Here is a 26,168-nt window from a genome sequence, read left to right on the forward strand (position 1 = left end):
AAGGCGTCCGGCATCAGAACTGGCCGGGCGGCAGCTTGAAGATGTCGGGGCTCTTGGCGTCGGCTACGTAGAACAGCAGCAGGCTGGTGGGTGTCAGCACACGCTGGTTGTTCTCCTTGTTCTCGAACGTGCCCTGGAGCAGCAGGATCACCGAGCGATCCTTGGCATCGCTGCCGCGGAACATCACGATGCCGCCGGCGACGGGCATGTTGACCGCGATGGAGTCGGGCTTGAAGCCTTCGCCCATGAAATGGGCGCGCAGGATGTTGGCGTTGGAGAACAGCTTCTCCGGCGTGATCGCCGCATCGGTCGCCTTCGACCAGACCGCGCCGATCTGGATCAGCGACTTGGACTTGTAGCCGAACACGTAGGAGAGTTCGGCGGTGCCGCCGTTCGGCAGCAGCTCGGGAACGGAAAGCAGCAGGCTGTGCGTCAGTTCGGATGCGTTGTCCTGGGCCCTGATCGCGTCGGGCTTGGCGTTGAAGTCCTTGATCATCGCCGCGCGGGCGTCGGCATCGCTCATGCCGAACTTGGCGGAGCGGAAACCATCGATCGCCTTGGTCGTCTTGTCGTCCGCACCGGCGGTCGGCGCCTCGGTCGCAGCAGCGACCGGCGCACCGGCGGCAGCAGGCGCCGTACCGGCAGCTGCGGCTCTGGGTGCAGGCGCAGCCTTTTGTTTCGGAACGGCGCTCTGAGCTGCAAGCGGCCCGGCTACAATGGATGTGAAGAGGCCGACGAGAGCCGGCACGAGATAGATTTTGCGCATCGAAAACCTTCGAAACAATTCTGAAACAACGCTTCAAAAAACAACAGCTACGAACTTGACGTCTCCGAGTCGTCCTCGTAACCGGGACGGAAATTGTTGCAACGCTGCAAGGCGTTACAAAGCGTCACGGAACAGACAAAGCTCGAAACAGCGACTCCCTGGCCGCACAGGAATACGGTACCGGGCTGCCGAATGCTGCGAATGAACATTCATAAGCGCATTTTTTCATCAATTGTGGTCGTCAGGCTTTCGCGTTATGCACACGCCAGGGACAATTTTTGCGAAATATTTCATGATCAAGCGGACCGCTTCTGCCCGCGCTGCGTCGGCGGTTGACCGCCGCGATTTCATTCGCCTTGCCGGCGCAACCGCGGCGGCATGGCTGACGCTAGGCGCAACGTCGGATCGCGTCCGGATCGTCGCCTCGTTGACGGCATTGCCGCTCGACGACGAACTAACCAGAAGGAGCATGACCGAGAGTGCAACCACTCGCCTTGGTGGACTCATCGCTGGCTTGAGGCAGCGAGGCTGGGTCGAGGGAGTCAACTACCACTTCGAAATCCGTTCGAGTTTCGGCGGACCGGACAAATTGAAAGCCGCGGTGCAGGAGCTCATCGATCTCAAGCCCGACGTCATCCTGACCGGCTCGACCGGCGAAACCGCGGCCGTCATGGCGGCCACCAAGACGATCCCGATCGTTTTCGCGACCTCCAACGACCCTGTCGGCAATGGCTTCGTCGAAAGCCTCGCGCATCCCGGCGGCAACGTCACCGGCTTCACCAGCAGCACCGCAGAGATGGGCGGCAAATGGCTTCAGCTCATCCGGGAGGCTGTGCCGGATATCGCGCGCGTTGGCGTCCTGTTCAATCCGGCGAGCACGCCCCGCGCCGGGCGCTTCTACCTCGACTCCATCGAGCAGGAGGCCGCGGCATCCGGGGTCACCGTGGTCCTCGCGCCGGTCAGCACGGCAGCCGACATCGACCGGGCGATCAGCCGATTTTCCGAATCACCGAAGGCCGCAATGATCTCACTCGTCGACAGCTTTCTGGTCGTCAACCGGCAGGCAATCGTAGCCACCACAGCGAAATACAGCGTCCCGATGATCTATCCGTTCCACTACTTCATGGATGCGGGCGGGCTGATGAGCTACGGGCCGACGCTGGAGGTGCGCTCGGCCGATTATGTCGATCTGATCCTGCGCGGCACCAAGGCCGGCGACCTCCCGGTGCAATCGCCGCGCAAATACGAGCTCCTGATCAACCGCACCGTTGCCAACGCGCTCGGATTGACGATCCCGTTCACACTGCTCGCGCGCGCCGACGAGATCCGCGAGTGAACGAAACTGTCGACCAGGGACATTTACGGACCCCTCCTGGCCGGCTGTTCCGGAAATATCTCTACTCGATCGTCGCACTCGCCTTTGCCGCGCTTGCCGTCAACACCGGCTTCGACGTCTGGTTCTCCTATCGCGAGCAGAAGCAGCTGCTGGCGGCAACCCAGCGCGAACAGGCTGCGTCCGCGGCCATTCAGATCGGCCAGTTCATCAGCCAGATCGAGACCCAGATCAGATGGCTCTCGCGCCTGCCTCCGGAGTTGTCGACCCATGAAGACGAGCGGCTGAACGCCATCCGCCTGCTGCGCCTCTCGCCTGCAATCGCGGAAATTATCGAGATCGACTCGCAGGGCCGCGAACAGTTGCGCGTGTCGCGCCGTGTCGCGGACAGGATCGGCAGCAACGCCGACCTTTCCGCCTCGCCGGCCTTCCGCGGCGCCAACGAAAGCCGGACCTATTACGGGCCGGTCTACTTCTCTGGCGACACCGAACCGTTCATGACGCTCGCCGCGCGCAGTGGCGGCCGCAATCCCAATGTGGTTGTCGCCGAGGTCAATCTGCGTTTCATCTGGGACCTCGTCGCCGGGATCAGGGTTGGCAACACCGGCAAGGCCTATGTGGTCGATCGCATGGGCCTGTTGATCGCTCATCCCGATCTGTGGCCGGCGTTGCGCCGCAGCGATCTCTCCGCGCATCCCGACGTCCGCGCCGCGCTCGATGGCGTGGGGCCGCCCGCAGGCGGCCTCGTCAAGGAGGATTTTTCAGGTCAGCGCGTGCTCTCGACCTATGCGACCGTACCATCGCTCGGCTGGCTGGTGTTCGTCGAGCTCCCGCTCAGCGAAGCCTACGCGCCGATCTACGCCTCGATCGGCCGCTCGACGTTTCTCCTGGTCGCCCTGCTGGTCTGCGCAGTGTTGGTGTCCCTCTGGCTCAGCCGTCGCATGACCGTGCCGATCCAGATCCTGACGCAGGGCGCCCGGCGGATCGGCAGCGGCGACCTCGGCCTGCGGCTCGCGATCAAGACCGGCGACGAGCTGGAAGCGCTCGGCGACCAGTTCAACCGGATGGCCGCGCATTTGCGCGACTCCTATGCGACGCTCGAACGCAAGGTGATCGAGCGGACTTCCGAGCTCGAGAAGACACGCGATCACGCCCTTGCCGAGCATGACTCAGCCGAGCGCGCACGCAGAGCCGCCGTGCTGGCCAACGAAACCAAGTCGCGCTTCCTCGCCGTCGTCAGCCACGAGCTGCGCACACCGCTGAACGGCGTCATGGGCGTGCTGCAATTGCTGGACGACGGCAGCCTCGGCGAGGCGCAGCGCCGCCACCTCGCGACCGCCGCGGCATCTGGCGAAACGCTGATCGCACTGGTCGATGCCATCCTCGAATATGCCCGCCTGGAAGCCAGCACCGAAACGCTGGAGACGCGCGACTTCCATCTCGACCAATTGATCGAGACCGCCGCCGACCTGATGCGCCCGCAAGCCTTCGGCAAAGGACTGACATTCGAGCTCGCCTGCGATACGACCGTCAACACCTCCGTGCACGGCGATCCTGTCAGGCTCAACCGCATCCTGCTCAATCTGATCGGCAATGCGATCAAGTTCACCCCGCGCGGCGGGATCGCCCTGAAGGCGACGGCGGAGCAGCACGACGATCATATCCTGCTGCGCATCACAATCCGCGATACCGGCATCGGCATCGCACCCGACATGCACGAGCGAATTTTTGAGGATTTCGTCCAGGCCGACGACAGCATCGCGCGGCGATTCGGCGGCACTGGCCTCGGCCTCGCGATCGCGCGGCGCCTCACGCGCCTGATGCGCGGCGAGCTGACGGTGGAGAGCACGCCGGGCGCGGGCAGCATTTTCACGCTCCAGGTGCCGCTCGGCCGCGCGGCGAGCCGTCTCGCGCAAGGTGCGATTCCGCCACCGTCGCGGCAGCTCCGTGTGCTGCTGGTCGACGACGATCCCGTCAATTGCGAGGTCGGTGAAGCCATTCTGAACCGGCTCGGTCACCACCCCACCATCGCCAGGAATGGCGCATCGGCTGTCGCGCTTGCCCGCGATCAGGCGTTCGACATCATCCTGATGGATCTGCACATGCCAGACATGGACGGCGTGGAGGCAGCGTCGCGGATCGGCAAGCTCGATCTGCCAAGGATGCCGCGCATCATCGCCGTGACGGCCGACGCGTCGCCGAGCGCGCGCGAGCGGCTCGCCGGCGCAGGGATCGCCAAGGTCGTCAGCAAGCCGATCCTGATCAACGCCCTTCGCGAGGCGATCGAGGACGATCCGCAGGACGAGTCGACAGCAATGCAGCTCGCGGCAGGCGCGTTGATCGACCGGCATTTCCTCGACGACCAGAAAGAACTCCTGGGACCAGTGCAAATCGCAAAGCTGCATCGTTTGCTGCAGGAGACGAGCGACAGACTGATCGAGGACATCGCCAAGGCCGCGGTAATTGGCGATCACAAGCAGCTCGCGCGGTTGCCCCATCAGCTCGGCAGCGCCGCCGGCGCACTCGGCCTCGTCCGCTTGTTCGAGCGCTGCCGCGAGGTCGAGCTGGCAGCGCCCTCGATGTCCCTGCCCGAGTGCCAGAGCGCCGCGCGCGAGCTAGCCGCGCTTCAGAGGACGTCGATGAGCGCATTGGACAAATTGCTCCGGCCTGCGGAGCAGAGTTCGGTCAGCTAGGGAGGCTCAGACCGAGTTGCCGAGCCGCCCGGATTTGGCTCCCAGCGGCTGCGGAGGCACGGTCCAGCAATTGCAAGTGAATCCAAATTCTCGGTTTCAAGCCTGCTACGATCAATGTAGATATGGCATTGCTAATAGTACGGCTGGTCTGAGAAAAATTAAGTCCACAAAAACGCGCAGAGGACGGGCACCTCAATAGCTAGCTCTGCCACGACATTTAAGAGAGGATTTTTTCATGCGGCTCATTGCATTGATCTTTATCACCGGGCTTGCCCTGAGCGGGCAAGCTTTCGCGCAAAAAACAAGCAGCGCGCCTCCTAAAGTTAAAACATGTACTTACGACCAATGTGTTTCAATCAACAAAGCTCGCGGGTGGGACAGCGCAGCGGCCAGCCGCTGGTGCAGCGCCAATCCCAACAAATGTGACAATTGATCTGACAGATGGGTTTACCGGAACTGATCATTTGATATGGTATTTTTGTTTCAACCTGGAGCTGATTGAAAATGAAGAAGCTCCTTCTCGCTACGGCTATCCTGTTGATCGCAACGTCCGCGCGCGCTCAACTTACTTCTGAGCCGGCGCCGGGTACCCTTCCGGCTGGTCAGAGCGTCCTCGTGGATGACGGTACCTGTGGACCGGGTAAGATCAAGAAAGTGACCGGTGGCAGCGATATCAACATGGCTACGGGGAAATCGCAAAAGGGCTCTGCTCGAAAAAGAACTTGCATCAAGAAGCCGTAGCCAACAGCTGAAGGGCTGCATCAGGGGCAACTTCTTTGGCAATCATTTCGCGATGTGTTGCTGAGGCCAATTGATCGACCCCGACAACGGCTAGCGTTTCTAGGCAGTCTTTGGCATGGGAGCTGGAGCGTCTGCGTCTGGCCCGAAATCGTCGCACGGGTCGCTTCTCGGCGGCTGTTCGGGGGCAAGCAGACGTCGGCAAGCTGACCGGTTGACAAGTCGTGCCCAGTCCTCAGCGCATCCGCGCGCCCGCCTCCTCCTCACGCCCAAACCGCTCCACCAGAAAATCAATGAACAGCCGCACCTTCACCGACAAATGCCGCGTCGGCGGATAGACCGCGTAGAGCGCGAGCGGCGGCGCAGAATACTTGTCCAGCACCGTACGCAGCTCGCTCTTTCGCAAGGCATCGGCGGCGATGAACTCCGGGAGCAGCGCGAGCCCCCTGCCCATGATCGCGACGTCGCGCAGCACTTCGGCATTGTTGACGCAGAGCGACCAGGCCGGCTGGATCCAGTGATCGCCGTCGCTACCTGTGAGCTTCCACTGATTGCCGGTGAGCAGAAAACCGTAGGTTAGCGAAGTGTGCTCGCGCAGATCCTGCGGATGTTTTGGCGTGCCGTGACGCGCGAGATAATCGGGCGAAGCACAGATCATGCGTGCCACCGGCATGATTTTTCGCGCGATCAGGCTCGAGGACTCCAATTCGGCGATCCGCAGCGTCACGTCAAAACCGTCCTGGACGGGATCGAGCAGATCGTCGCTGAGCACGATCTGGAGCTGAAGCTCGGGATAGCGCGCCATGAAGTCTGCGAGCACGGGACCTAGCCGCATCGTGCCGAACGACATCGGCGCGTTGACGCGCAGCAGCCCCCGCGGCGCGGACTGGCCTTGCGTCACCGCCTGGTCAGCTGCCTCGATCTCCGAAAGGATCACGACCGCACGCTCGAAATAGCGCTGGCCGTTCTCGGTTGGGCTGGCGTGGCGGGTGGTCCGGTTCAGCAGCTGGACGCCGAGGCTCTCCTCGAGGTCGGCGATGTATTTGCTGATTGCCGAGCGCGACAGCCGCAACTGCCGCCCGGCTTCGGCAAAACTGCCGCTTTCGACCACTTTTACGAACGCCCGGAGGCTCGACACCTTATCCAAGGACCGGCCCCAGCGATTGTTTCCAAATCGTAGACATAGACGTCATATTTGCATGGATTGTCTCCAATCCAAAGCGGAACGATACTTCCGGTTAGAGAGCAAGACCGCTCCCCTAATTCTGGAGGACGACAATGTCTGGACTGCACCATGTCACCGCGATCGCCGGCGACCCGATCCGCAATTTCGGCTTTTACACCCGGGATCTAGGCCTGCGCTTCGTCAAGAAGACGGTCAATTTCGACGATCCCGGCACCTATCACTTCTATTACGGCGACGAGACCGGCCGCCCCGGCACCATCCTGACCTTCTTCCCCTGGGCCGGCGCACCGGCCGGCCGCCGCGGCGTCGGCGAGACCCATCAGACCGCCTTCCGCGTGCCGCAGCGCTCGCTCGGCTACTGGACGCAGCGCTTCATCGAGAAGGGCATCGCCTTCGAGGCGCTAGAGAAGCGGTTTGGCGAGTCCGTGCTGCCGTTCACCGACCCCGACGGGATGGCGCTAGCGCTGGTCGGCATTCCCGGTGCCGAGAACGAGCCCGGTTGGAGCAATGGCGACGTGCCGGCCGAGCATGCGATCCGCGGCTTCCATGGCGTGACCTTGCTGCTCGACAGCGCGGCGAAGACGGCTGCCGTCCTCACCGACGTGTTCGGCTTCAAGGAGACGGCGCGCGAAGGCTCGGTGATCCGCTTCAAGGCCTCGGGCGACGTCGAAGGCAGCGTCGTCGACATCTACGAGGCCAAGGGCTTTTTGCGCGGCCATCAGGGTGGCGGCTCCGTGCATCACATCGCCTTCCGCGCGGCAGATGATGCCGAGCAAGGCCAGATGGCGCAAAAGCTCGTCACCAATCACGGCCTGCATCCGACCGAGCAGAGGGATCGCAACTATTTTCGTTCGATCTACTTCCGCGAACCCGGCGGCGTGCTGTTCGAGATTGCGACCGACATCCCCGGCTTCGCCGTCGACGAGCCCGTCGCGACGCTGGGACGCGACCTGAAGCTGCCGAGTTTCCTCGAAGCGCAACGCAAGCAGATCGAGGGTGTTCTGCCCAACCTCGAAGAAAGCGTGTCATGACCGAGAGCACATTCATCCATCGTTTCGAGCCCGCGACCAACACGGGCTCCCATCCGCTGTTGCTGTTGCACGGCACCGGCGGCGACGAGAACGACCTGCTCGGGCTCGGCAAGATGATCTCGCCCGGCGCCGCCCTGCTCTCGCCGCGCGGACGCGTGCTCGAGCACGGCATGCCGCGCTTCTTCCGCCGTCTCGCTGAAGGCGTGCTCGACGAGGAGGATGTGCGCAAGCGCGCAGCCGAACTCGGCGACTTCGTCACGGATGCGCGGCAGCGATACGGCATTGCAGCGCCGGTTGCGGTCGGCTTCTCCAACGGCGCCAACATCGCAGCCGCGCTGTTGCTGCTGAAGCCGGACGCGCTGGCGGGTGCGATCCTGCTCCGTGCCATGGTGCCATTGTCGGATCCGCCGAAGGCCAACCTTGCAGGCAAGCCAATCCTGCTGTTGTCCGGACAAGGCGACCCGATCGTGCCGGCGAGCAACTCGGCCCATCTTGCCGCGCTGCTGTCGCAGGCAGGCGCCAGCGTGACCCACAAGGTGCTGCCGGCGGGCCATCAATTGTCGCAGGCCGACGTGACGCTCGCCCGCAACTGGATCGGCAACGTCGCGGCGGAAGCGGCGTGAACCGCCGGGCGGCGCATCGTTCAACGACGATGCGCCGCCCGGCTCCCTCAACCGGCCTAAAGCCCCGCGTGTTTGGCGGGCGCCGAGTGAATCTCGGCAACGTAGCCCCCCGGAAACCGCACCATCGCCGCAGTCCGGCCGTCCGACGTATAGGGCTCGATCAGAACCGACACCCCGGCGGCCCTGGCCTTCGCGAGCGTTGCGTCCAGATCTGCCACCTCGTAGCCCGTGGTCTCGCGGCCATAAGGATACGGCAGGTGCCCGTCGGTGACGAGAACGACCATCTTTCCGAACGCCGAATTGATACGGACTCGCCGATAGGTCCCTCCCGCTCTGCCGATTTCAAGCCCGGGCGCGGTCGCCGTCTCGGAGACGATCTTGCCCTGCGAGAATGCGAGGAAGCTGCGCAGGAATGCATCCGCCCGATCGACTGAGACGTAAACCCTGTTCTCGGGGATGTTCTCGAGCGCGGCGTAGTTCGGCTTTGTCGTGTGCCAGTAGAGCTGCAGGTTGATCCCGCCCGGCCACTGCACCACGGCGTCGCGGCCGATCGGATCGGGAAACGCCGAAACGATGACGTCGGCCCCCGCAGCACGCGCGGCCTTGATCGCCACGTCAATATCGCTGACGAGATATCCGTTCCGCTCAGTGCCGAAAGGGTAAGGCACGGGCGTCTTGAAGCCGAACAGCGAGACCATCCCCACCGGCGTCTGAAGCAGTTGCGACGTCGTGCTGCTCGGGGTCGGCGTAACCGTCGCAACCACTTGCTTGGTGCTGTGGCCGCCGAAAGTCGCGAGAAAGCTCGCGACGAATCTGTCGACGTCATCCGGCGCGACATAGACGTGGGTCGTGTCGTATTGCGGCGCCACGGCCACCATCGGCCGGCTGGGTTTCGCTGCATTCTTTGCAAGTGCAGGCGCGCCGCCGGCAAGGGCTGTGAATGACAAGAGCAAAACGGAAGCCAACAGCCTCTTCATGGGCAACTCCTCAAGCGAGATAGGACCGCGCGGTGTTCGATGAATGCGTTTGTCGCCACCAAGCGATCACGGCCACTCAACAGAGAATGCATTCGCGGTCAATCGCGACGCGCCGGACCCGTTGGCCTGCGATGACGGAGAGGAAGCAACGGCGTCGCTTTCCCAATTCATGACCAAATCAAGCCGTTGACCCCTGCCGCCGGGAATCGACCGGCCTCACCACCTTCAACCATCGCTGTCGCACGAGTCGTAGCTGCGCAATCGGGCGCCAGCTTGCGCGAAATTTCCGCTTGCCCGTTTCCACGCCATGCTTAGAATTTGGGACAAGGTTCCGAAATATGGAACTGCCTTGGACCAGCCTTCATGAGCGCCCTCACCAATGCCATCGAGATTCTCCGCTGCTTCTCCAGCGCGCGGCCGGATCTGTCGTTCGCGGACGTGATGGCGCTGACGGGCAAGCCGAAGAGTTCGACCTCGCGGCTCTTGCGCTCGTTGCGCGATTGCGGCCTGCTTGAGCAGGACCCGCACACCCGCCGCTACCGGCCAGGTCTCCTCACCTTCGAGCTCGGTCGGCTACACCGTGCCCATGACGATCTCATCAGCATGGCCGAGCGCGAATTGCGCGAGGTCTGCGCGCGCACCGGCCACACCGGCTACATCGCCGTGCTCGACGGCTACGAGCAGGTCGTGCTGCGGATCGTGCCGGGCTCCAATCCGTTGCGTGTGGTCAATCCACCCGGCCAACGCACGCCGGCGCCCGTCACGTCGAACGGCCGTGCCATGCTGGCGCGCCTCTCCGATGAGGACATCCGTGCAAGGGTGCCCGCGACCTATCCGAAGCTGCCGCGCAACTCGCCGCAAAACTTCAAGCAGCTCATGGCGCGGCTAGACGAGATCCGCCGCACCGGCGTGTCGGAGGCAGCCGACGAATCGATCGAAGGCGTCGGCTCGCAAGGGTTTGCGCTGAAAAGCGGCGAGACAGGCGAGATGGTCGGGATCGCGGTGTCCTATTCGGTGCAGGCGACCACCGCCGCCGAGCGCGCCAATGTTCGCCGCGAGCTGGCGGCGATGGCCGCAAAATTGCGACGGCTGACCGGCGACACACTCGATCAGGACGCCGCTCGCATCCGGACGGGGACGCGATGAGCAGCACCGCGACCACGCGCCCCAACGGCCTTGCGCTCTTCATCCTCCCGAGCGCGCTGTTGTTTGCCTTGTTCTTCTTCCTGCCGATCGGGCTGATGGCTGTCATGAGCGTGCTCACCGGCAATCCGGTGGTGATGCCGAAGGTCGCCTTCACCACACGTCACTACGCCCGCATGATCGGCGATCCCTTTTATTTCGAGGTGATCTGGACCACGATCCGGATCGGGCTCGTGACCACGCTGGTCGCGCTTCTGATCGGCTATCCACTGGCCCACTGGATGGCGCGCATCAAGAGCCGCAGCGGTCACGCGCTGCTGTTGATGGCGGTGCTGGCTCCGATGCTGACCGGCATCGTGGTGCGCACCTTCGCCTGGATGACGCTGCTGTCCGACAAAGGTGTGATCAACGAGACCCTGATCTCGCTCGGCCTCATCTCTCAGCCGTTGAAGCTGATGTACACCGAGACCGGCATCGTGGTTGGGCTCGTCCACATTTACGTGCCCTTCATGGTGCTGACGCTGACAGGCGTGATCGGCCGCATCGACGAGCGGCTGGAGCAAGCCGCCGAAAATCTCGGCGCGAGCCCGCTGCGCGCCTTTATAGAAGTGACGCTGCCGCTCAGCCTGCCCGGCATCCTCGCGGGATCGCTTCTGGTGTTTGCGCTCGCAATCAGCGCCTATGTCACGCCGATCCTGCTCGGCGGCTTCCAGATCATGACGCTGCCGATCCTGATCTACCAGCAGATCTCCGCGAACTTCAACGTCGGCTTTGCCGCTGCGCTCGGCATTATCCTGCTCATGATCTCGCTGCTGCTCGTCATCGCCTATAACCGCGCGCTCGGCCTCGTCTCCGGCCAGCGCGAATTGCAGTGAGGCCGAGGATGCAAACCACGGCCTCGCACAGCCCTTCGCTCGCGGCACCCCAGCAGGCAACGCGTACGGCCGCAGCTGCGCGGCCCTACGGCCGCTACCTCTATCTCGCGGTCAACATCGCCATCCTGGCCTTCCTGCTGGCGCCGATCGCCATCGTCATCGTGTTCGCGCTGAACCCGACGCCCTTCATCCAGTTTCCGCCGGTCGGCGTGTCCTTGCGCTGGTTCGAAAAGTTCTTCGCCTCGCGCGACTTCATGCACGCGCTCTGGTTCAGCCTCGAAGTCGCGGTTCTCACCACGGTCTCGGCAACCATCCTCGGCGCCTCCGCAGCGCTGGCGCTGGCACGCGGCAATCTGCCGGGCACGCGGCTGATCGTGGCGACCATGCTCTCGCCGCTGATGCTGCCAGCGATCCTGACCGGGCTCGCGCTGTTCCAGACCTATGTGCTGCTCGACGTGGGACGGCCGACCTGGGGCCTCGTTGCCGGCCACACGCTGGTGACGCTGCCTTACGTGGTACGCACCACGCTCGCCGTGCTGCATAATTTCGACACGCGCCTGGAAGAAGCCGCGCAGAACCTCGGCGCAAGTCCGTTGCGCACCTTCTTCGAGGTGACGCTGCCGCTGATCAAGCCCGGCGTGCTCGCCGGCGCAATCTTCGCTTTCATCGTTTCGTTCGACCAGTTTCCGGTGTCGCTGTTCCTGGTCTCACCGGGCAACGAGACGCTGCCGGTCACGCTGTTCAATTACCTCAAGTTCGATCTCGACGGCACCATTGGCGCTGCATCCGTCGTCTCGATCGTGCTCGCCTTTGTCGTCGTCATCGGGCTCGACCGCACCGTCGGCTTGCGCTCCTACGTCAAATTATAACCGCATCGAAGGAATCGAGACATGATGAAAGCCCTGGGATTTCTCAGCCGCCGCCGCTTTCTGACCGCGAGCGCCTCGCTCGGCATCGGCACGATCGCCGCTCCTTACGTCGCACGCGCCGACGATCCGACGCTGCGCATCACCGGCTGGGGCGGCAAGTGGGGTGAGGTCATGAAGTCCGAGATCGGCCCCGCCTTCGAGAGCGAGTTCAAGTGCAAGCTCCAGATCGATTCTGCCTTCCCCTATCTGCCGAAGCTGCAGGCGAGCTCGCGCTCGGCGCCGATCTACGACGTGATGCACACCAATTCCAACGAGCAGTGGGCCGCGGCCGAAATGGGCCTGGTCGAACCGAAGATCGACGCGAAGCTCGTGCCGAACCTCGCCGACGTCTATCCCTACGCCATCAGCGACAAGATCGTAGGCGTCTCGATCTTCACCAGCGCCATCGGTCTCGGCATGCGCACCGACAAGGGCTACAGCGGCGTCACCTCCTGGAAGGAATTGTGGGACGCGAAATATAACGGCGTCCGCGGCGGCTATGTCATCCCCGTCAACAGCCTCGGCCAGGCCTTCCTGATGATGTGCGGCACGCTGTTCGGAAAGGGCCAGACTGATCTCGACGCGGCCTATATGGCGCTGGAGAAGCTGAAGCCGATCAAGATCGTCGACTTCACCGGCGCGATGGAGAAGATGCTGCTGTCGGGCGAAGTCGGCATGTGCGTCATCCACGATTCCGGCATCTACCGCTATGACGGGCAGAACCAGCCGACCGATTTCATTTCGCCGAGCGAAGGCGTGCTGTCGCTTGAGCAGGTTTTGACCATCACGCCCGGCAGCAAGATGAAGGAGCTCGCCAACGCCTATGTCAACTACATGCTGCGGCCGGAGGTACAGAAGCGCCTCGCCGAAACCGTGTGGTACTCGCCGGCCAACAGGAAAGTAAAGCTCGACCCCAAATACGACGCCAAATTGCTCACCACGCCCGAGAAGGTCTCGAAGCTGATCCAGGTCGACTGGAAGTGGTACAATGAGCGCAAGGACGAGATCGACCAGCGCGTCAACAGGATCTTCCGCGCATGAGCGCATCGATCGAAATCGCCGGCGTCAGCAAAGTCTATGACGGCGGCGTGCGCGCTGTGGACGCGGTTGCCATGGACATCCGGCAGGGTGAATTCTTCTCCCTGCTCGGACCGTCCGGCTGCGGCAAGACCACGACGCTGCGCATGATCGCCGGCTTCGAGATGCCGAGCTCGGGCGCGATTCGCGTCGACGGCGCCGACATCACCCATGTGCCTGCGCACAAGCGCGACATGGGCATGGTGTTCCAGAACTACGCGCTCTTCCCCCATCGCACCGTCGCCGAGAATGTCGCCTTCGGCCTGCGCATGCGCGGGCTCGACAAGGCGACCATCGCGGCCAAGGTGAAGGCGGCGCTGGCCATGGTCGAGCTGTCCGGCCTCGAAGACCGCCGTCCGGCGCAGCTCTCCGGCGGCCAGCAGCAGCGCGTTGCGCTTGCCCGCGCCATCGTGATCGCACCGCGCGTCCTGCTCTGCGACGAGCCGCTCGGCGCGCTCGACAAGAAACTGCGCCAGCAAATGCAGTTCGAGCTCAAGCAGCTCCAGAAGAAGCTTGGCCTGACCCTGGTGTTCGTCACCCACGACCAGGAAGAGGCGCTGGCGATGTCCGACCGCATCGCTGTGATGAACGGCGGCCGCGTCGAGCAGGTCGGTACGCCGACTGAAATCTACAACCAGCCCACCACGCGCTTCGTCGCCGACTTCATCGGCGACACCAACATCTTTCGCGGCGAGCGCGTCGGCCCGAGCCTCGACGTCGGCAAGAGCCTGATTCTGGCGCTGCCGCCTGCCGAGACGGAAGGCACCGGCGTTCTCTCGGTGGCGCTGCGCCCTGAAAAGATTCGTCTCTCGCCGCGCACCGACGCCACCATCACAGCCGGCAGCTCCACCCACGGTATCGTCGAGAACACCAACTTTCTCGGTGGCGCGGTGCTCTACCGCATCACGCTGGAGGGCGGCCATCGCGTCCTCGTGCAGCAGCCCAATGCAGGCACGAGCCGCCTGTTCGTTCCCGGCGACGGCGTCACGCTTGATTGGACGCCGGCCGATCTCGTCGTCTTGAAGGACTAGACCCAACATGAACATGCCATTGAAGCACCAGCGCATCGGGGTGGTCGTGATCGGCCAGAGTCCGCGCCCCTCGGTCGTCACCGAGATCGCCGCCGTATTGTCGCCGGGCATCCAGATCGAGCTGCGCGGCGCGCTCGACGGCATGAGCCGTGCCGAGATCGACGCCATCCCGCCGATGGACGGCTACGACACGCTGTTCACGCTGCTGCCGAACGGCGACGGCGTCACCATCAGCAAGAAGGAAGTCGAGCGCCGCGCGAGCCAGCAGATCATCCGATTCAAACACGAGGGCGTCGGCGTGACGCTGATGGCCTGCACCGGCAAATTTCCCAATCTCGCGGCCGACGGTCTTGTCATCCTCCCCTCGGCCATCCTGCACAATCTCGTCGAAGCCGTGCTGCCGAGCGGCCGGCTCGGCGTGTTCTCGCCGCTGGTGGAGCAGACTGCGCTGATCGACAAGAAATGGCAGCGCGACGGTGTCGAAGTCGTCGGCATCACCTTGCGTCCCGGTTCCGACGATGCCGCGGTCGACGAAGCCGCGCACACGATGGCGGAGCTCGAGCCAGATCTCGTGGTGATGGACTGCATCAGCTACACCAGCGCCAACAAGGCACGCGTGCGTAAGGCCTATCCTGGCCCTGTGATCCTCGGCCTTGCCACCGCGGCCCGCATCGTCGAGGAGCTGGTGTCGTGAGCAAAATGGAGTTGAAGACGATCAGCCTCGAGGAAATCGAGGCGCTCGCGGTTGGCGCCTGGATTCTCGGCACCGGCGGCGGCGGCAGCCCCTATCTCGGCCTGCTCAATCTGCGCCGGCTCTATGCCGAGGGCACCCGCGTGCAATTGATGTCGCCGCTCGACCTCGGCGACGACGACTGGGTCGCCGTGGTCTCCAACATGGGCGCGCCGCTGGTCGGACAAGAGCGCCTCGCCGACAGCCGCAACATCGCGCGCGCCGTGCGCATGCAGGAAGAGATCAACGGCATCAAGTTCCGTGCCGTGATGTCGGTGGAGATCGGCGGCGGCAACGGCGTGCAGGCGCTGATGGCGGCTGCCCATCTCGGCATCCCCGTGGTCGATGCCGACTGCATGGGCCGCGCCTTCCCTGAGGCGCAGATGACCTCGGTCGCGATCGGAGATTTACGCCCCTACCCATGTACGCTCTACGATCCCCGCGGCATCGAAGCCGTCGTGACCAAGGTACCGACCTGGAAGTGGATGGAGCGGGCGAGCCGCAAGATCTGCGTCGAGATGGGCTCGATCGCCTCCACCAGCAAGGCGCCGCGCACCGGCCGCGAGGTCAAGGACTGGGGCATCCACTTCACCACCACCAAGGCCATCGGCATCGGCCGCGCCGTACAGGAGGCGAACCGCCGTCACGAGGATCCGATCGCCGCGCTGCTTTCGACCGAAGGCGGCAAGAGGCTGTTCACCGGCAAGATCGTCGACGTTGCACGACGCACGACAGAAGGATTTTTGCGCGGCTCGGCGATGGTCGACGGCAGCGATGCGGACCGCGGCACCAAGCTGAAGCTCTCGTTCCAGAACGAATGGATCGTGGCCTGGCGCGACGAGGAAGCGATTGCGACGTCACCCGATCTGATCTGCGTGCTCGACAGCGTCAACGGTCACGGCATCGGCACCGAGACGATCCGCTACGGCCAGCGCGTCACCGTCGTCGCGCTGCCGGCACCGCCGGTGCTGACGAGCCCCCGAGGTCTCGAATTCGTCGGCCCGCGCGCCTTCGGCTACGACCTCGATTTCCGTTCCCTCTTCTCGCCCGCCGCGGCTGGAGCTTAATATCCCATGAAGCGTATTGGCATCGATGTCGGCGGCACCAACACGGACGCCGTGCTGATTGTCGACGAGAAGGTCGTTCATTCCGTCAAGCGCCCGACCACCGCCGACGTGACCTCAGGCATCCTCGACGCGCTCAAGGCATTGCGTGCGGAACCCGCCGCCGCGGTGAAGGTCGATGCGGTCGTGATCGGCACCACGCACTTCATCAACGCGGTGGTGCAGCGCCGTCATGTGCAAAAGATCGCCGCGATCCGCATCGGCATGCCCGCCAGCGCCTCGCTGCCGCCGTTCTGCGACTGGCCGGCTGATCTCGCCACGCTTGTCAATGGCGACATCTTCATGCTGGAGGGCGGCCACGATTACGACGGCCGCCCGTTCATGCCGCTCGACATCGCCGGCCTCAAGAACGCTGCGCGAAGGATCAAGGATTCGGGCCTGCGTTCGGCCGCGGTGTGCTCGAGCTTCTCCCCGCTCGATCCCTCCTGCGAAACCACCGCACGCGAGATCCTCGCCGAGATCTGCCCTGATGTCGCGGTGACGATGTCGCACGATCTCGGCCGCATCGGTCTTCTGGAGCGCGAGAATGCCGCGCTGCTCAACGCCTCCCTGCGCGATCTCGCCATCACCACCGTCGCAGCGTTCCGCAAGGCGATCGCCGACAGCGGCATCGACGCGCCGCTGTTCCTGACCCAGAACGACGGCACTGTCATGCAAGCCGAGATCGCCACCGCCTTCCCGGTGATGAGCTTTGCCTCCGGTGCCACCAATTCCATGCGCGGCGCCGCGCATCTCTCCGGCCTCGACGACGCCATGGTGGTCGACGTCGGCGGCACCACCAGCGATATCGGCCAGCTTCGGCATGGCTTCCCGCGCGAGGCCAATGCCGTGGTCGAGGTCGGCGGCGTGCGCACGCTGTTCCGGATGCCTGACCTGCTGTCGATCGGGCTCGGCGGCGGCAGCCATGTCGACGAGGATCCGGTTCGCGTCGGCCCGCTCAGCGTCGGCTATCGTCTGACGTCGGACGCGCTGGTGTTCGGCGGCTCGCGGCTCACCGCCACCGACATCGCAGTCGCGGCCGGCCTGATCGACATCGGCGATCGCTCACGCGTCGCCAATTTGCCGAAACGCCTGATCGAGGCGGCGATGCGCGATGCCTGGCGCAAGCTGGAGGAAGACATCGACCGCATGAAGACCGAAGCCGGCGACGTGCCGCTGCTCGCCGTCGGCGGCGGCGCCTTCCTGGTGCCGGATCGCCTGCCCGGCATTTCCGAGATCGTGCGCGTGCCGCATGGCGATTGCGCCAATGCGGTGGGCGCCGCGATCGCGCAGGTCTCTGGCGAAGCCGACCAGGTGTTCCGCGATCTCAGCCGCGAGGATGCGATCGCAGCCGCGCGCGATATTGCCGCCGACCGCGCGGTTCAGGCCGGAGCCGCGCGCGACAGTCTCAAGACCGTCGATGTCGAGGACATGCCGATCGCCTATCTGCCCGGCAATGCGCTGCGCGTCCGCGTCCGCGTCGCCGGCGCGATCGCCGATCCGGATCTGCCTGCGGCGGCGTGACGACCTCCGGCTCAGCACAAAATGCGAAAACAACCCCATGCACAGTAGCCGGGGATAGCGAGATCAATGGCTTACGCGGATGGAGCAGCTCAGGCTGGAGAGAGGTGCATCCGCGGGAGACAGACCCCTTACCAGTGGGTCCGCGTCTACCGGCGGCGCTGCCCTCTCCTGCAATGAGAGAGGGCACAGCAACGGGCATCTCCGCCATTTGACACGTCGGGCAAAACAGGGGTACGATGCTAATATTCCGAAATCGCTACGATCGCCTCTTCCTTCTCCCCTTGTGGGAGAAGGTGGCGCGTAGCGCCGGATGAGGGGTTCTCTCCGCGAACTCAATTTTGAGAGATGCATGCGTGGAGGCATACCCCTCACCCAAGCGAGTTCGTGTCTACCAGCGGAGCTGCCCTCTCCCGCAAGGGGAGAGGGCACAACAATGCGCCGCGTACGCTAACCGACGAGAGCTGCCCTCGTTTACTCCCAATACCAGGTCGAGAAATCGTTCTCGTATTGCGGCACGTCCTTCCAGACGCCCTTCAGCTTCTTGGCTGTGATTGTGATCAGCTGCGGCTGGTAGAGGTAGGCGGAGACGGCGTCGGTAGCGAGCATGCGCTGGGCGTCGCCGAGAAGTTTTGCGCGAGAGGACTCGTCGGGCGTCGACACGATCTGCTTGTAGAGCGCGTTGAACGTCTCGTTGTTGTAGCCGAGATAGTAGTCAGGCTCGGTGACCTTGACGAGATCGAACGGCTCGACATGGCTGACGATGGTGAGGTCGAAATTGTGCGGACCGTTGCCGGCGAACACCTGCGACAGCCATTGCGCCCATTCGACGTTCTCGATCTTGGCGATGATGCCGACCTTGGCGAGCTGGGCTGCGACGATTTCGCCGCCCTGGCGCGCATAGGACGGCGGCGGCAGCTTGATCGACAGTTCGAGCGGCGTGGTGATTCCGGCTTCTGCCAGCAGCTTCTTCGCCTTCTCGGGGTCGTAGGGGTTGATGCCTGTGGTGTCGACATAGCCGAGCGATCCAGGCACGTAGAAGCTGCCGATCGGGGTGCCGAAGCCGTCGACGGCACCGTCGATCATGGACTTGCGGTCGATCGCGGCAAGGATGGCGCGGCGAACGCGGACGTCATCCAGCGGCTTCTTGCGGTGGTTGATCGCGACGATGGTCTTGGCCTTGGAGCCGCCGACCAGCACCGAAAAGCGCGGATCGGATTTGAACTGGGGCAAGGCGCGCGCTGCGGCGACGCGCGGGAATGCATCGACGTCGCCCGACAGCAGCGCCGCCACCTGCGCCGCCGGATCGGAGATGAAGCGGATCGTCACCTTCGAGAGCTTGATCGCGGCGGCGTTGCGATAGTCGGCCCATTTGGCGAGCGTAATCGAGGAGCCCTTGGCCCAGGCGCCGAGCTGGTAAGGTCCGGTGCCGACCGGCTGCGTGACGTTGGTGGCTGCGCTCTTCGGCTCGACGATCGAGCCGCTCGCCTGTCCCAGCAGGAACGGCAGGTTCGGCTCGGAATTCTTCAGGGTGATCACGACCGTGTCGGCGTCGGGCGCGGCAACGGACTCGAAGCCCTGGAACAGGCTCTTGTCCTTGTTGGTGCTGGTCGCGACCGCGTTGCGCTCGAACGAGAATTTGACCGCAGCGGAATCGAAGGGTTCGCCGTTGTGGAATTTTACGCCCTTGCGCAGCTTGAACGTGTAGGACTTCAAGTCCGGCGTAGCGGTCCAGCTCTCCGCCAGCAAAGGCGAGGTGGTGCCGTCCTCGTTGATCTTGGTCAGGGTCTCATAGATGTTGTAGAGCGTGACCTCGGCGATCGCGGCGGCGGCGGCGTTGGTGGGATCGAGCCCCGGCGGCTCCAGCGCCATCGCCATGACGGCGCTCTCCTTCTTGCTCTGCGCCAGTACCGGCAGCGGCGCTGCGGCAAGCGCGGCGGCAAATGCGACGATCGATAGTTTCCTGAACATGCCCAACTCTCCGGCCCTCTGTCTTCCCAAGACTACGTCAATTCAAGACTACGCCTATCCCGCTTCGGACACTAACCCTCCATGGCGGCTAGCGGCAACGCCATCACGGCCTCTGCCTTGTGACAGGCGGCAAGGTGTCCCTCGCCCACCTTGCGTAGCTCAGGCGGGGCATCGCGGCAATGCTGGTCAGCCAGCGCACAGCGCGCGACATAGGGACACCCCGTTGCCGTCGCCGATTGAGAGGCGATCGCCTGGGCCCCGCGCCGACGCCGGCCACCCGCGCGCGCCCGCGGCACCGCGTCGAGCAGCGCCCGCGTATAGGGATGGGCGCAGTGCTCGAACAGATCCTCCGGGCGCCCCTGCTCGACGATACGGCCGAGATACATCACCGCGACCTCGTCGCAGAGATAGTCGACCACCGCGAGGTCGTGGCTGATCAGGACGTAGCTCAGCCCGAACTGTTCCTGGAGGTCCTGCATCAGGTTGAGCACCTGCGCCTGCACGGAGACGTCGAGCGCGGAGACCGGCTCGTCGGCGACGATCAGCTTTGGCTGGGTGATCAGCGCACGCGCAATGGCGATGCGTTGACGCTGGCCGCCGGAGAATTCGTGCGGATATTTCTCCATGTCGGCATCGCGCAAGCCGACCTGGCGCAGCGCCGCAGCAACACGTTCGCGGAAGGTCGTGCGGTCGGCGTCATCCAGCACGGTGAGTGGCTCGGCGACGATGCGCGCGATGGTCTGGCGCGGATCGAGCGAGCCATAAGGGTCCTGGAACACCATCTGGAAGTCGCGGCGGGCGCGGCGCAGCTCGTCGGCCGGGATGCGGTTGAGGTCACGGCCAAGCAGCGCGACCTGCCCCGAGGTCGGCCGCTCCAGCGCCATCACCACGCGGGCAAAGGTGGACTTGCCGGAACCGGACTCGCCGACGATGCCGAGGCTCTTGCCGGCCTGGACCTGCACGCTGACGCCGTTGAGTGCGCGCACCTGGCCGGGCGGACGAAACAGGCTCTCGCGCGGCAGCATGTAGCGCTGCTCGAGATCCTTCACATCGAGAAGAGGCGCGGTGCTCATGCGGACAGCGCTCCGACATTGGCGGCCATCGAGACATCGGTGCGCACGCAACGCACGATGTGGCTGGGACCAACCTCGACCATCGGCGGCAGCGCCGTGCGGCATTTGTCCTCGACCAGCGGACAGCGCTCGCCGAAGGCACAGCCCGCAGGCAGATCGGCAAGCTCCGGCACGGTGCCCGAAATCGTCGTCAGTCGCGTCCCCTTGCGTGCGCCGAGCTTCGGGCGGGCGCGGAACAGGCCCTGCGTGTAGGGATGGCCCATGCGGCGGAAGACTTCGTCGGTCGGGCCGCTCTCGACGACCGTGCCGCCATACATCACCATCATGCGCTGGACATTCTCGGCAATGACGCCGAGATCGTGCGAGATCAGGATCATCGACATGCCGCGCTCCTCGACGAGATCGGCGATGAGGTCGAGGATCTGGCCCTGGATGGTGACGTCGAGCGCGGTGGTCGGCTCGTCCGCAATCAACAAATCGGGCTCGCAGGCGAGCGCCATCGCAATGGTGACGCGCTGGCGCTGGCCGCCAGAGAACTGGTGCGGATAGGCATCGATACGTTTTGCCGGATCGGGCAGTCCGACACGGTCGAGCAAGGCGATCGCCTCGCGCCGCGCCTGCGCCGCCGAATATTTCTTGTGACGCCGCAGCGGCTCGGCGACCTGATGGCCGATCGTGTGCATCGGGTTGAGCGCGGTCATCGGCTCCTGGAAGATCATGCTGATGCGGTTGCCGCGCAGCTTGCAATAATCCGCATCGGCAAGCCCGGCGAGCTCGTTGCCATCGAGCCTGATGCTGCCGGTGACGACGGCGCTATCGGGCAACAGGCCCATCAGCGACATCGCGGTGACCGACTTGCCGCAGCCGGATTCACCGACGAGCCCGAGCGTCTCGCCGCGCTTCAGCGCAAAACTGACGCCGCGCACCGCCTGCGCCGGCCCGCGGCTGGTGTTGAGGCGGACGCCGAGATTGCTGACGTCGATCAGCGGCTTGTCGGAGCGCTCAGCCATCGTCATCGCTCCCGCGCCAGCCGGGGATCGAGCAGATCGCGCAATCCGTCACCGAGAAGATTGAGGCCGAGCACGGCGACTGCGATCGACGCACCCGGATAGACCGCAAGCATCGGCGACTGGAACAGCAAGGTCTGCGCGTCGTTCAGCATGCGGCCCCAGGACGGCTGCGGTGGCTGCGTGCCGAGACCGAGATAGGACAAGGCAGCTTCGGCAAGGATCGCGAGCGCGAACTGGATGGTGACCTGCACGATCAGGATCGACAGGATGTTGGGCAAGACATGCTCGACGGTGATGCGAAATTTGCCCTTCCCCGAGGCGCGCGCGGCCAGCACGAATTCACGCGCCCAGATCGCATTCGCCGAGCCACGCGTCAGCCGGGTCAATGTCGGGATCTGGAAAATGCCGATCGCGACGATCGAGGTCAGCATGCCCGGCCCTGCGACCGCGGCGAGCATGATCGCCGACAGCACGGCCGGAAAGGCGAAGGTGAAATCGGAGAAGCGCATGATGATCTCTTCGGTCCAGCCGCGCTTGGCCGACGCAATCAGGCCGAGGCAGACGCCGAAGGTGAGACCGATGCTGACCGCGATGATGCCGACCATGATGGTGGCGCGGGCACCCGCAAGCAGCAGCGAGACGATGTCGCGGCCGAAGGAATCGGTGCCGAGCCAGTGCTCCATCGATGGTGGCCGGAGCTTTGAGGCGATGTCGATCTCGTAAGGCGACCACGGGGTCCACACCAGCGAGAGCAGTGCCGAGGCAAGCACCAGCAGGCTCAGCGCACCGCCCAGCACAAAGCTGCGATGGCGGAGCGCGCGGCCCCAGAAGGTTTTGGCCGGCAGACGTCGCGTCGCGGCGGTTGCGTCAATCGGGGTGGTCAAGGGCGCGCTCACAAATCGTGCACCTTGATGCGAGGATCGATATAGGCATAGAGCACGTCGACCACGAAATTGACGATGACGACCATGGTCGCAAGCAGCATCACGCAATTCCGCACCACGATCAGGTCGCGGTTGGCGATCGACTGGAAGATCAGCCGGCCGAGGCCGGGCAGATAGAACACGTTCTCGATCACGATGGTGCCGGCGAGCAGATTGGCGAATTGCAGGCCCATCACCGTCATCACGGGGATCATGGCGTTGCGCAGCACATGGCTCCAAAGCACCTCGCGCTTGCCAAGCCCCTTCGCACGCGCGGTCCGAACAAAATCTTCGCGCAGCACTTCGAGCACGGCCGAGCGCGTGACGCGCGCAAGGATCGCGGCCTGCACCACTGCGAGCGAAATTGCCGGGAGCAGCAGCGATTTGATTCCGAGCCAGACGCCATCCTCCCAGCCCGGGAAGCCGCCGGCCGAGAGCCATTGCAGCCGCACCGAGAACAGCAGCACCAGCAGGATCGCGAACCAGAAGTTTGGCAGCGCGATGCCCACTTGCGTCAGCGACATCACGCCGACATCACCGAGCTTGTTGTGGTTGGCGGCAGTGTAGATGCCAGCCGAGAGCGCCAGCGTCACCGAAATCAGCATCGACATGATCGCGAGCGGAATGGTCAGCACCAGCCGCTCCGCGATCAGGCTCGCGACCGGCGTACCGTAGACATAGCTGTTGCCGAGATCGCCGACGAGAAGCCCCTTGATCCAAAGCAGGTAACGGACCGCCAGCGGCTGGTCGAGCCCGAGCTTGACCGTGAGCGCGCGCACCGCATCCGGCGAGGCGTCGGCACCCATCAGCATCTGCGCGGCGTTGCCCGGAAGCGCATCCAGCACCAGGAAGATGATCAAGGATGCGCCGACCAGCGTCGCCAGCAAGGTCAATAGACGTCGGAGGACAAATACGCTCATGCGCGCTCGGTTTCAGGGCTCATCAGCGGCACGAACACCATGTCCGGACGGCGGACGCAAGGGCTTTGCGAGCAACGGCTTTGCTGCATGCGCATACCGTCATTCCGGCCAGCGGGACAGAAGGTCGGCTGACACCTCGAACAGCGCGCTGACGCGCAGCAATTCGGCATCCGCCCGGAAGCGGCCGACCAGCTGGAGCCCGATCGGCAGGCCGTCGCGGCCAAAGCCTGAGGGAAGGCTGATGGCGGGATGCCCGGTCATGTTGAACGGCATGGTCCAGGGGAACCAATGCGGCCGGACGCTGTCGAAATGCACCCCGTCGATCTCGATGGTGCCGAACAAATCCTGCTTGATAGGCAGCGCGGTGCGGGTCAGCGTCGGCATCGCCAGAAAGTGTCCGCGCGCAAGCAGGGATTGCACGCGGCGGAACAGCGCGGTGCGCGCGAACATCGCCTCCTGATAGTCGACGCCGCTGACTTCGGTCGCGAGCGCGAGCTGCTTGAGGAAGGCCTCGCTCAGCGCGTCCCCGTGCTCCTCCGCGAGCTTGGCAAAGCGCGTGCGCCAGACGGTGTGGTTGATGGCGCGCCAGATCGGCTCGATGTCGAAACCTTCGCCGGAGAATTCCTCGAGCTCGGCGCCGAGGCCCGCCAGCCGGTCGAGGCTGGCCTTGAAGCTGGCTTCGACTTCGGCGGCCACCGGACGTCCCGGCGGCGTCAGGCAGTACAGGATGCGCTGCCCGCGCAGATCGCCGTGCGGGGCGGCGGTGCCGATGAAATCGGGCACGGGAACGCCGATCGACCAAGGATCGACAGGGTCCTCGCCTGCCATCGCCTGCATCATCAACGCGGTGTCGGCGACGGTGCGCGTCATCGGCGTGACATAGGTCTGGTTGCCGAACACATCCAGCGCCTGGCTATGCGGAATGATCCCGTTGCTCTGCTTGAGGCCGACCACGCCGTTGCAGGCGGCGGGAATCCGGGTCGAGCCGCCGCCGTCGGTCGCGATCGCCAGCGGTGCGATGCCGCTCGCCACCGCCACGGCCGCGCCGCCGCTGGAGCCGCCGGAGGAGCGGCAGGCGTCCCACGCATTGCGGGTGCGGCCGAACAGGGGTGAATCCGTCAGGCACTTGCTGCCAAATTCCGGCGTCGTGGTCTTGCCGATCAGGATCGCGCCCGCACTGCGCAGCCGCGCCACCGCCACCGCGTCCTCGGTGGGTACATTGTCCTTGTAGGGAACGGCGCCGAAGGTGGTCTTGACGCCCTTGGTGTTGACGATGTCCTTGACGGTGACGGGGATGCCGTGCAGCAGGCCGAGCGGCTCGCCGGCCATCAATTTGCGCTCGGCCGCGCGGGCCTCGGCAAGCGCCTCGTCGCCACAGATCGTGATGAAGCAGTTCAGCTCGGGCTGGAGCGCCTCGGCGCGGGCGAGCACGGCGCGGGTGAGCTCGACGGGGGATATCTGCTTTGTCGCGATGAGACCGCGCAGCTCGGTTGCGGACAGCAGACAGGGATCGCCGTTCATCGTCACATCGCTCCGAAGCCGGCCGCCATTGGCCGATAGCATTGACAGCGATCATGACAGTTTTGTTAACTCGCCGTCCAATACGATTTTAGACGCCAACCCATACGTTTTCGGTATGCCAATGGATCTTCGCCGGCTCCGCTATTTCGTCGCCGTCGCCGAGGCGCGCAGCATCGGCAAGGCCGCCGAGCGGCTGCGCATGGCGCAACCTCCGCTCTCCGTCCAGATCCGCAAGCTCGAGGCCGAGATCGGCGCGCCGCTGTTCCTCCGCGGCACCCGCGGCATGGACCTCACCGAAGCGGGCCAGGCGCTGCTGGCGCGCGCCAGCGAAGCGCTGGCGCTGGCCGCCGACGGGGCCGAAGCCGCGCGCGCGGTCGCCTCGGGGCGGCGCGGGCGGCTGTCGGTCGGCTACATGTTCGTGCTGGCGAATGCGATGCTGCCGCGGCTGATCCCCGAGTTGCGCCGCGCGATTCCCGGCGTCGATCTCGGCTTCGCCGAGCTCAGCGCCTCGACGCGCGAGGCCCGGCTGCTCGACCGCAGCGTCACGGTGGCGCTGTGCATGCCGGCCATCAACCATCCCGAGATCCAGGTGGCGCGGATCGGCGCGCAGCCCTTCATGCTCGTGATGCCGAAGAGCTCGCCACTCGCCCGCCTGAGCTCGGTGCCGATGGCGAGGTTGCAGGGCCGTCCGCTGATCGCGCTGCCCCATCCCGACCATGGCCCCGCCTCCTCCGCCGTCGTCGCCCTGCTGCGCCGGCACCAGGTGGTGATGCCGATCGCGAGCCGGGTCGAGACGGTGCATTCGGCGATGAGCCTCGTTCTTGCGGGCGAAGGTTTTGCGATCCTGCCGGCCTGTGCGCAGCTCGGCGCGCCGCGCGGCATCGTGTTCAGGCCGCTGCGTGAGGCCACCGATTCCATCGACATCGCGGTCTGCTGGCGGCGGGATTCGCAGAGCCCGCTGATCAAAACCTTCCTCAAATGCGCCGAGAAGGCCGTCGCGCGACTGTGACGCCGG

The 26,168-nt window shown here is 64.6% G+C and carries 24 protein-coding genes; 15 read left to right on the forward strand and 9 right to left on the reverse strand.

The window, feature by feature from the left end; all coding sequences use genetic code 11:
* Positions 1–13: 13 nt before the first annotated feature.
* Positions 14–766, reverse strand: a complete 753-nt coding sequence (locus BMW89_RS06310; protein ID WP_092023829.1) for a hypothetical protein — start codon at positions 764–766, stop codon at positions 14–16.
* Between the two features lie 292 nt (positions 767–1,058).
* Here BMW89_RS06310 and BMW89_RS06315 point away from each other — a divergent pair, with 292 nt between their 5' ends.
* The 4 genes from BMW89_RS06315 to BMW89_RS38680 all read left to right on the forward strand — a co-directional run bounded on the left by BMW89_RS06315 (position 1,059) and on the right by BMW89_RS38680 (position 5,533).
* A complete protein-coding gene (locus tag BMW89_RS06315) occupies positions 1,059–2,102 on the forward strand; it encodes an ABC transporter substrate-binding protein (protein ID WP_177195866.1) in 1,044 nt (347 codons plus the stop codon).
* Positions 2,099–4,792: a hybrid sensor histidine kinase/response regulator gene (locus BMW89_RS06320; RefSeq protein WP_092023831.1), complete on the forward strand. Its 2,694-nt coding sequence runs from the start codon at positions 2,099–2,101 to the stop codon at positions 4,790–4,792. Before BMW89_RS06315 ends, BMW89_RS06320 begins: the two co-directional genes overlap by 4 nt.
* A gap of 235 nt (positions 4,793–5,027) precedes the next feature.
* Positions 5,028–5,225 (forward strand): hypothetical protein, encoded by a 198-nt coding sequence (locus BMW89_RS37240; RefSeq protein ID WP_143062721.1) that lies wholly within the window; start codon positions 5,028–5,030, stop codon positions 5,223–5,225.
* Positions 5,226–5,296: 71 nt separating this feature from the next.
* Positions 5,297–5,533, forward strand: coding sequence for a DUF6719 family protein (locus BMW89_RS38680; protein WP_502686383.1), 237 nt, complete (start codon positions 5,297–5,299; stop codon positions 5,531–5,533).
* A gap of 232 nt (positions 5,534–5,765) precedes the next feature.
* Here the strand turns inward: BMW89_RS38680 and BMW89_RS06325 are convergent, their stop codons facing one another.
* The gene (locus BMW89_RS06325) at positions 5,766–6,677 is read right to left on the reverse strand and encodes a LysR family transcriptional regulator (protein ID WP_092023832.1); all 912 of its coding nucleotides are present in this window, start codon (positions 6,675–6,677) and stop codon (positions 5,766–5,768) included.
* A gap of 131 nt (positions 6,678–6,808) precedes the next feature.
* Here BMW89_RS06325 and BMW89_RS06330 point away from each other — a divergent pair, with 131 nt between their 5' ends.
* Both BMW89_RS06330 and BMW89_RS06335 read left to right on the forward strand, forming a co-directional pair.
* On the forward strand, positions 6,809–7,747 hold the full coding sequence (locus tag BMW89_RS06330) for a ring-cleaving dioxygenase (RefSeq protein WP_092023833.1): 939 nt from the start codon (positions 6,809–6,811) through the stop codon (positions 7,745–7,747).
* Complete coding sequence (locus tag BMW89_RS06335) at positions 7,744–8,370, forward strand: alpha/beta hydrolase (RefSeq protein WP_092023834.1); 627 nt, start codon at positions 7,744–7,746, stop codon at positions 8,368–8,370. The genes BMW89_RS06330 and BMW89_RS06335 overlap by 4 nt, the downstream gene beginning before the upstream one ends.
* A 56-nt stretch (positions 8,371–8,426) precedes the next feature.
* Here the strand turns inward: BMW89_RS06335 and BMW89_RS06340 are convergent, their stop codons facing one another.
* The gene (locus tag BMW89_RS06340; protein ID WP_092023835.1) at positions 8,427–9,347 is read right to left on the reverse strand and encodes a VOC family protein; all 921 of its coding nucleotides are present in this window, start codon (positions 9,345–9,347) and stop codon (positions 8,427–8,429) included.
* A 363-nt stretch (positions 9,348–9,710) separates the two neighbouring features.
* On the opposite strand from BMW89_RS06340, the gene BMW89_RS06345 reads away from it, so the two are divergent.
* Genes BMW89_RS06345 through BMW89_RS06380 form a run of 8 tightly spaced genes read left to right on the forward strand, consistent with a single transcriptional unit; the run spans position 9,711 to position 17,738 of the window.
* On the forward strand, positions 9,711–10,493 hold the full coding sequence (locus BMW89_RS06345) for an IclR family transcriptional regulator (RefSeq protein ID WP_092023836.1): 783 nt from the start codon (positions 9,711–9,713) through the stop codon (positions 10,491–10,493).
* Positions 10,490–11,365 carry an ABC transporter permease gene (locus BMW89_RS06350; RefSeq protein ID WP_092023837.1) on the forward strand — a complete coding sequence of 292 codons (876 nt, stop codon included), beginning with the start codon at positions 10,490–10,492 and terminating at the stop codon, positions 11,363–11,365. The genes BMW89_RS06345 and BMW89_RS06350 overlap by 4 nt, the downstream gene beginning before the upstream one ends.
* 8 nt (positions 11,366–11,373) lie before the next feature.
* Positions 11,374–12,234: an ABC transporter permease gene (locus BMW89_RS06355; RefSeq protein WP_177195867.1), complete on the forward strand. Its 861-nt coding sequence runs from the start codon at positions 11,374–11,376 to the stop codon at positions 12,232–12,234.
* A 21-nt stretch (positions 12,235–12,255) separates the two neighbouring features.
* On the forward strand, positions 12,256–13,314 hold the full coding sequence (locus tag BMW89_RS06360; RefSeq protein WP_092023839.1) for an extracellular solute-binding protein: 1,059 nt from the start codon (positions 12,256–12,258) through the stop codon (positions 13,312–13,314).
* A complete protein-coding gene (locus BMW89_RS06365) occupies positions 13,311–14,381 on the forward strand; it encodes an ABC transporter ATP-binding protein (RefSeq protein WP_092023841.1) in 1,071 nt (356 codons plus the stop codon). Before BMW89_RS06360 ends, BMW89_RS06365 begins: the two co-directional genes overlap by 4 nt.
* A 7-nt stretch (positions 14,382–14,388) precedes the next feature.
* Entirely contained in the window at positions 14,389–15,075 is a 687-nt protein-coding gene (locus BMW89_RS06370; protein ID WP_092023842.1) for an AroM family protein, read from the forward strand.
* Positions 15,072–16,178: an S-methyl thiohydantoin desulfurase family protein gene (locus tag BMW89_RS06375; protein WP_092023843.1), complete on the forward strand. Its 1,107-nt coding sequence runs from the start codon at positions 15,072–15,074 to the stop codon at positions 16,176–16,178. The genes BMW89_RS06370 and BMW89_RS06375 overlap by 4 nt, the downstream gene beginning before the upstream one ends.
* 6 nt (positions 16,179–16,184) lie before the next feature.
* Positions 16,185–17,738: a hydantoinase/oxoprolinase N-terminal domain-containing protein gene (locus BMW89_RS06380; RefSeq protein ID WP_092023844.1), complete on the forward strand. Its 1,554-nt coding sequence runs from the start codon at positions 16,185–16,187 to the stop codon at positions 17,736–17,738.
* Between the two features lie 471 nt (positions 17,739–18,209).
* Here the strand turns inward: BMW89_RS06380 and BMW89_RS06385 are convergent, their stop codons facing one another.
* The 6 genes from BMW89_RS06385 to BMW89_RS06410 form a co-directional block, all read right to left on the reverse strand.
* A complete protein-coding gene (locus BMW89_RS06385) occupies positions 18,210–19,706 on the reverse strand; it encodes an ABC transporter substrate-binding protein (RefSeq protein WP_092023845.1) in 1,497 nt (498 codons plus the stop codon).
* 71 nt (positions 19,707–19,777) lie between these two features.
* On the reverse strand, positions 19,778–20,779 hold the full coding sequence (locus BMW89_RS06390) for an ABC transporter ATP-binding protein (RefSeq protein ID WP_092023846.1): 1,002 nt from the start codon (positions 20,777–20,779) through the stop codon (positions 19,778–19,780).
* The gene (locus BMW89_RS06395) at positions 20,776–21,789 is read right to left on the reverse strand and encodes an ABC transporter ATP-binding protein (RefSeq protein ID WP_177195868.1); all 1,014 of its coding nucleotides are present in this window, start codon (positions 21,787–21,789) and stop codon (positions 20,776–20,778) included. Before BMW89_RS06395 ends, BMW89_RS06390 begins: the two co-directional genes overlap by 4 nt.
* A gap of 2 nt (positions 21,790–21,791) precedes the next feature.
* On the reverse strand, positions 21,792–22,685 hold the full coding sequence (locus BMW89_RS06400) for an ABC transporter permease (RefSeq protein WP_092023848.1): 894 nt from the start codon (positions 22,683–22,685) through the stop codon (positions 21,792–21,794).
* Entirely contained in the window at positions 22,682–23,632 is a 951-nt protein-coding gene (locus BMW89_RS06405) for an ABC transporter permease (RefSeq protein ID WP_092023849.1), read from the reverse strand. The genes BMW89_RS06400 and BMW89_RS06405 overlap by 4 nt, the downstream gene beginning before the upstream one ends.
* A 99-nt stretch (positions 23,633–23,731) precedes the next feature.
* Complete coding sequence (locus BMW89_RS06410) at positions 23,732–25,153, reverse strand: amidase (RefSeq protein ID WP_177195869.1); 1,422 nt, start codon at positions 25,151–25,153, stop codon at positions 23,732–23,734.
* Between the two features lie 121 nt (positions 25,154–25,274).
* Between BMW89_RS06410 and BMW89_RS06415 the strand changes: the two genes are divergently transcribed.
* Positions 25,275–26,162, forward strand: a complete 888-nt coding sequence (locus BMW89_RS06415; protein ID WP_092023851.1) for a LysR family transcriptional regulator — start codon at positions 25,275–25,277, stop codon at positions 26,160–26,162.
* Positions 26,163–26,168: the final 6 nt, after the last annotated feature.

The organism is Bradyrhizobium sp. OK095 (assembly GCF_900109945.1).
In the GTDB taxonomy this organism is placed as follows: domain Bacteria; phylum Pseudomonadota; class Alphaproteobacteria; order Rhizobiales; family Xanthobacteraceae; genus Bradyrhizobium.

What these genes read in the sequence shown, in the direction of transcription:
- BMW89_RS37240 (WP_143062721.1), top strand. Translation starts at nt 5,028, where the DNA reads ATGCGGCTCATTGCATTGATCTTTATCACCGGGCTTGCCCTGAGCGGG.
- BMW89_RS06395 (WP_177195868.1), bottom strand. Translation starts at nt 21,789, where the DNA reads ATGGCTGAGCGCTCCGACAAGCCGCTGATCGACGTCAGCAATCTCGGC.
- BMW89_RS38680 (WP_502686383.1), top strand. Translation starts at nt 5,297, where the DNA reads ATGAAGAAGCTCCTTCTCGCTACGGCTATCCTGTTGATCGCAACGTCC.
- BMW89_RS06310 (WP_092023829.1), bottom strand. Translation starts at nt 766, where the DNA reads ATGCGCAAAATCTATCTCGTGCCGGCTCTCGTCGGCCTCTTCACATCC.
- BMW89_RS06345 (WP_092023836.1), top strand. Translation starts at nt 9,711, where the DNA reads ATGAGCGCCCTCACCAATGCCATCGAGATTCTCCGCTGCTTCTCCAGC.
- BMW89_RS06370 (WP_092023842.1), top strand. Translation starts at nt 14,389, where the DNA reads ATGAACATGCCATTGAAGCACCAGCGCATCGGGGTGGTCGTGATCGGC.
- BMW89_RS06355 (WP_177195867.1), top strand. Translation starts at nt 11,374, where the DNA reads ATGCAAACCACGGCCTCGCACAGCCCTTCGCTCGCGGCACCCCAGCAG.
- BMW89_RS06335 (WP_092023834.1), top strand. Translation starts at nt 7,744, where the DNA reads ATGACCGAGAGCACATTCATCCATCGTTTCGAGCCCGCGACCAACACG.
- BMW89_RS06365 (WP_092023841.1), top strand. Translation starts at nt 13,311, where the DNA reads ATGAGCGCATCGATCGAAATCGCCGGCGTCAGCAAAGTCTATGACGGC.
- BMW89_RS06390 (WP_092023846.1), bottom strand. Translation starts at nt 20,779, where the DNA reads ATGAGCACCGCGCCTCTTCTCGATGTGAAGGATCTCGAGCAGCGCTAC.
- BMW89_RS06330 (WP_092023833.1), top strand. Translation starts at nt 6,809, where the DNA reads ATGTCTGGACTGCACCATGTCACCGCGATCGCCGGCGACCCGATCCGC.
- BMW89_RS06415 (WP_092023851.1), top strand. Translation starts at nt 25,275, where the DNA reads ATGGATCTTCGCCGGCTCCGCTATTTCGTCGCCGTCGCCGAGGCGCGC.
- BMW89_RS06380 (WP_092023844.1), top strand. Translation starts at nt 16,185, where the DNA reads ATGAAGCGTATTGGCATCGATGTCGGCGGCACCAACACGGACGCCGTG.
- BMW89_RS06340 (WP_092023835.1), bottom strand. Translation starts at nt 9,347, where the DNA reads ATGAAGAGGCTGTTGGCTTCCGTTTTGCTCTTGTCATTCACAGCCCTT.
- BMW89_RS06410 (WP_177195869.1), bottom strand. Translation starts at nt 25,153, where the DNA reads ATGAACGGCGATCCCTGTCTGCTGTCCGCAACCGAGCTGCGCGGTCTC.
- BMW89_RS06405 (WP_092023849.1), bottom strand. Translation starts at nt 23,632, where the DNA reads ATGAGCGTATTTGTCCTCCGACGTCTATTGACCTTGCTGGCGACGCTG.
- BMW89_RS06385 (WP_092023845.1), bottom strand. Translation starts at nt 19,706, where the DNA reads ATGTTCAGGAAACTATCGATCGTCGCATTTGCCGCCGCGCTTGCCGCA.
- BMW89_RS06350 (WP_092023837.1), top strand. Translation starts at nt 10,490, where the DNA reads ATGAGCAGCACCGCGACCACGCGCCCCAACGGCCTTGCGCTCTTCATC.
- BMW89_RS06360 (WP_092023839.1), top strand. Translation starts at nt 12,256, where the DNA reads ATGATGAAAGCCCTGGGATTTCTCAGCCGCCGCCGCTTTCTGACCGCG.
- BMW89_RS06315 (WP_177195866.1), top strand. Translation starts at nt 1,059, where the DNA reads ATGATCAAGCGGACCGCTTCTGCCCGCGCTGCGTCGGCGGTTGACCGC.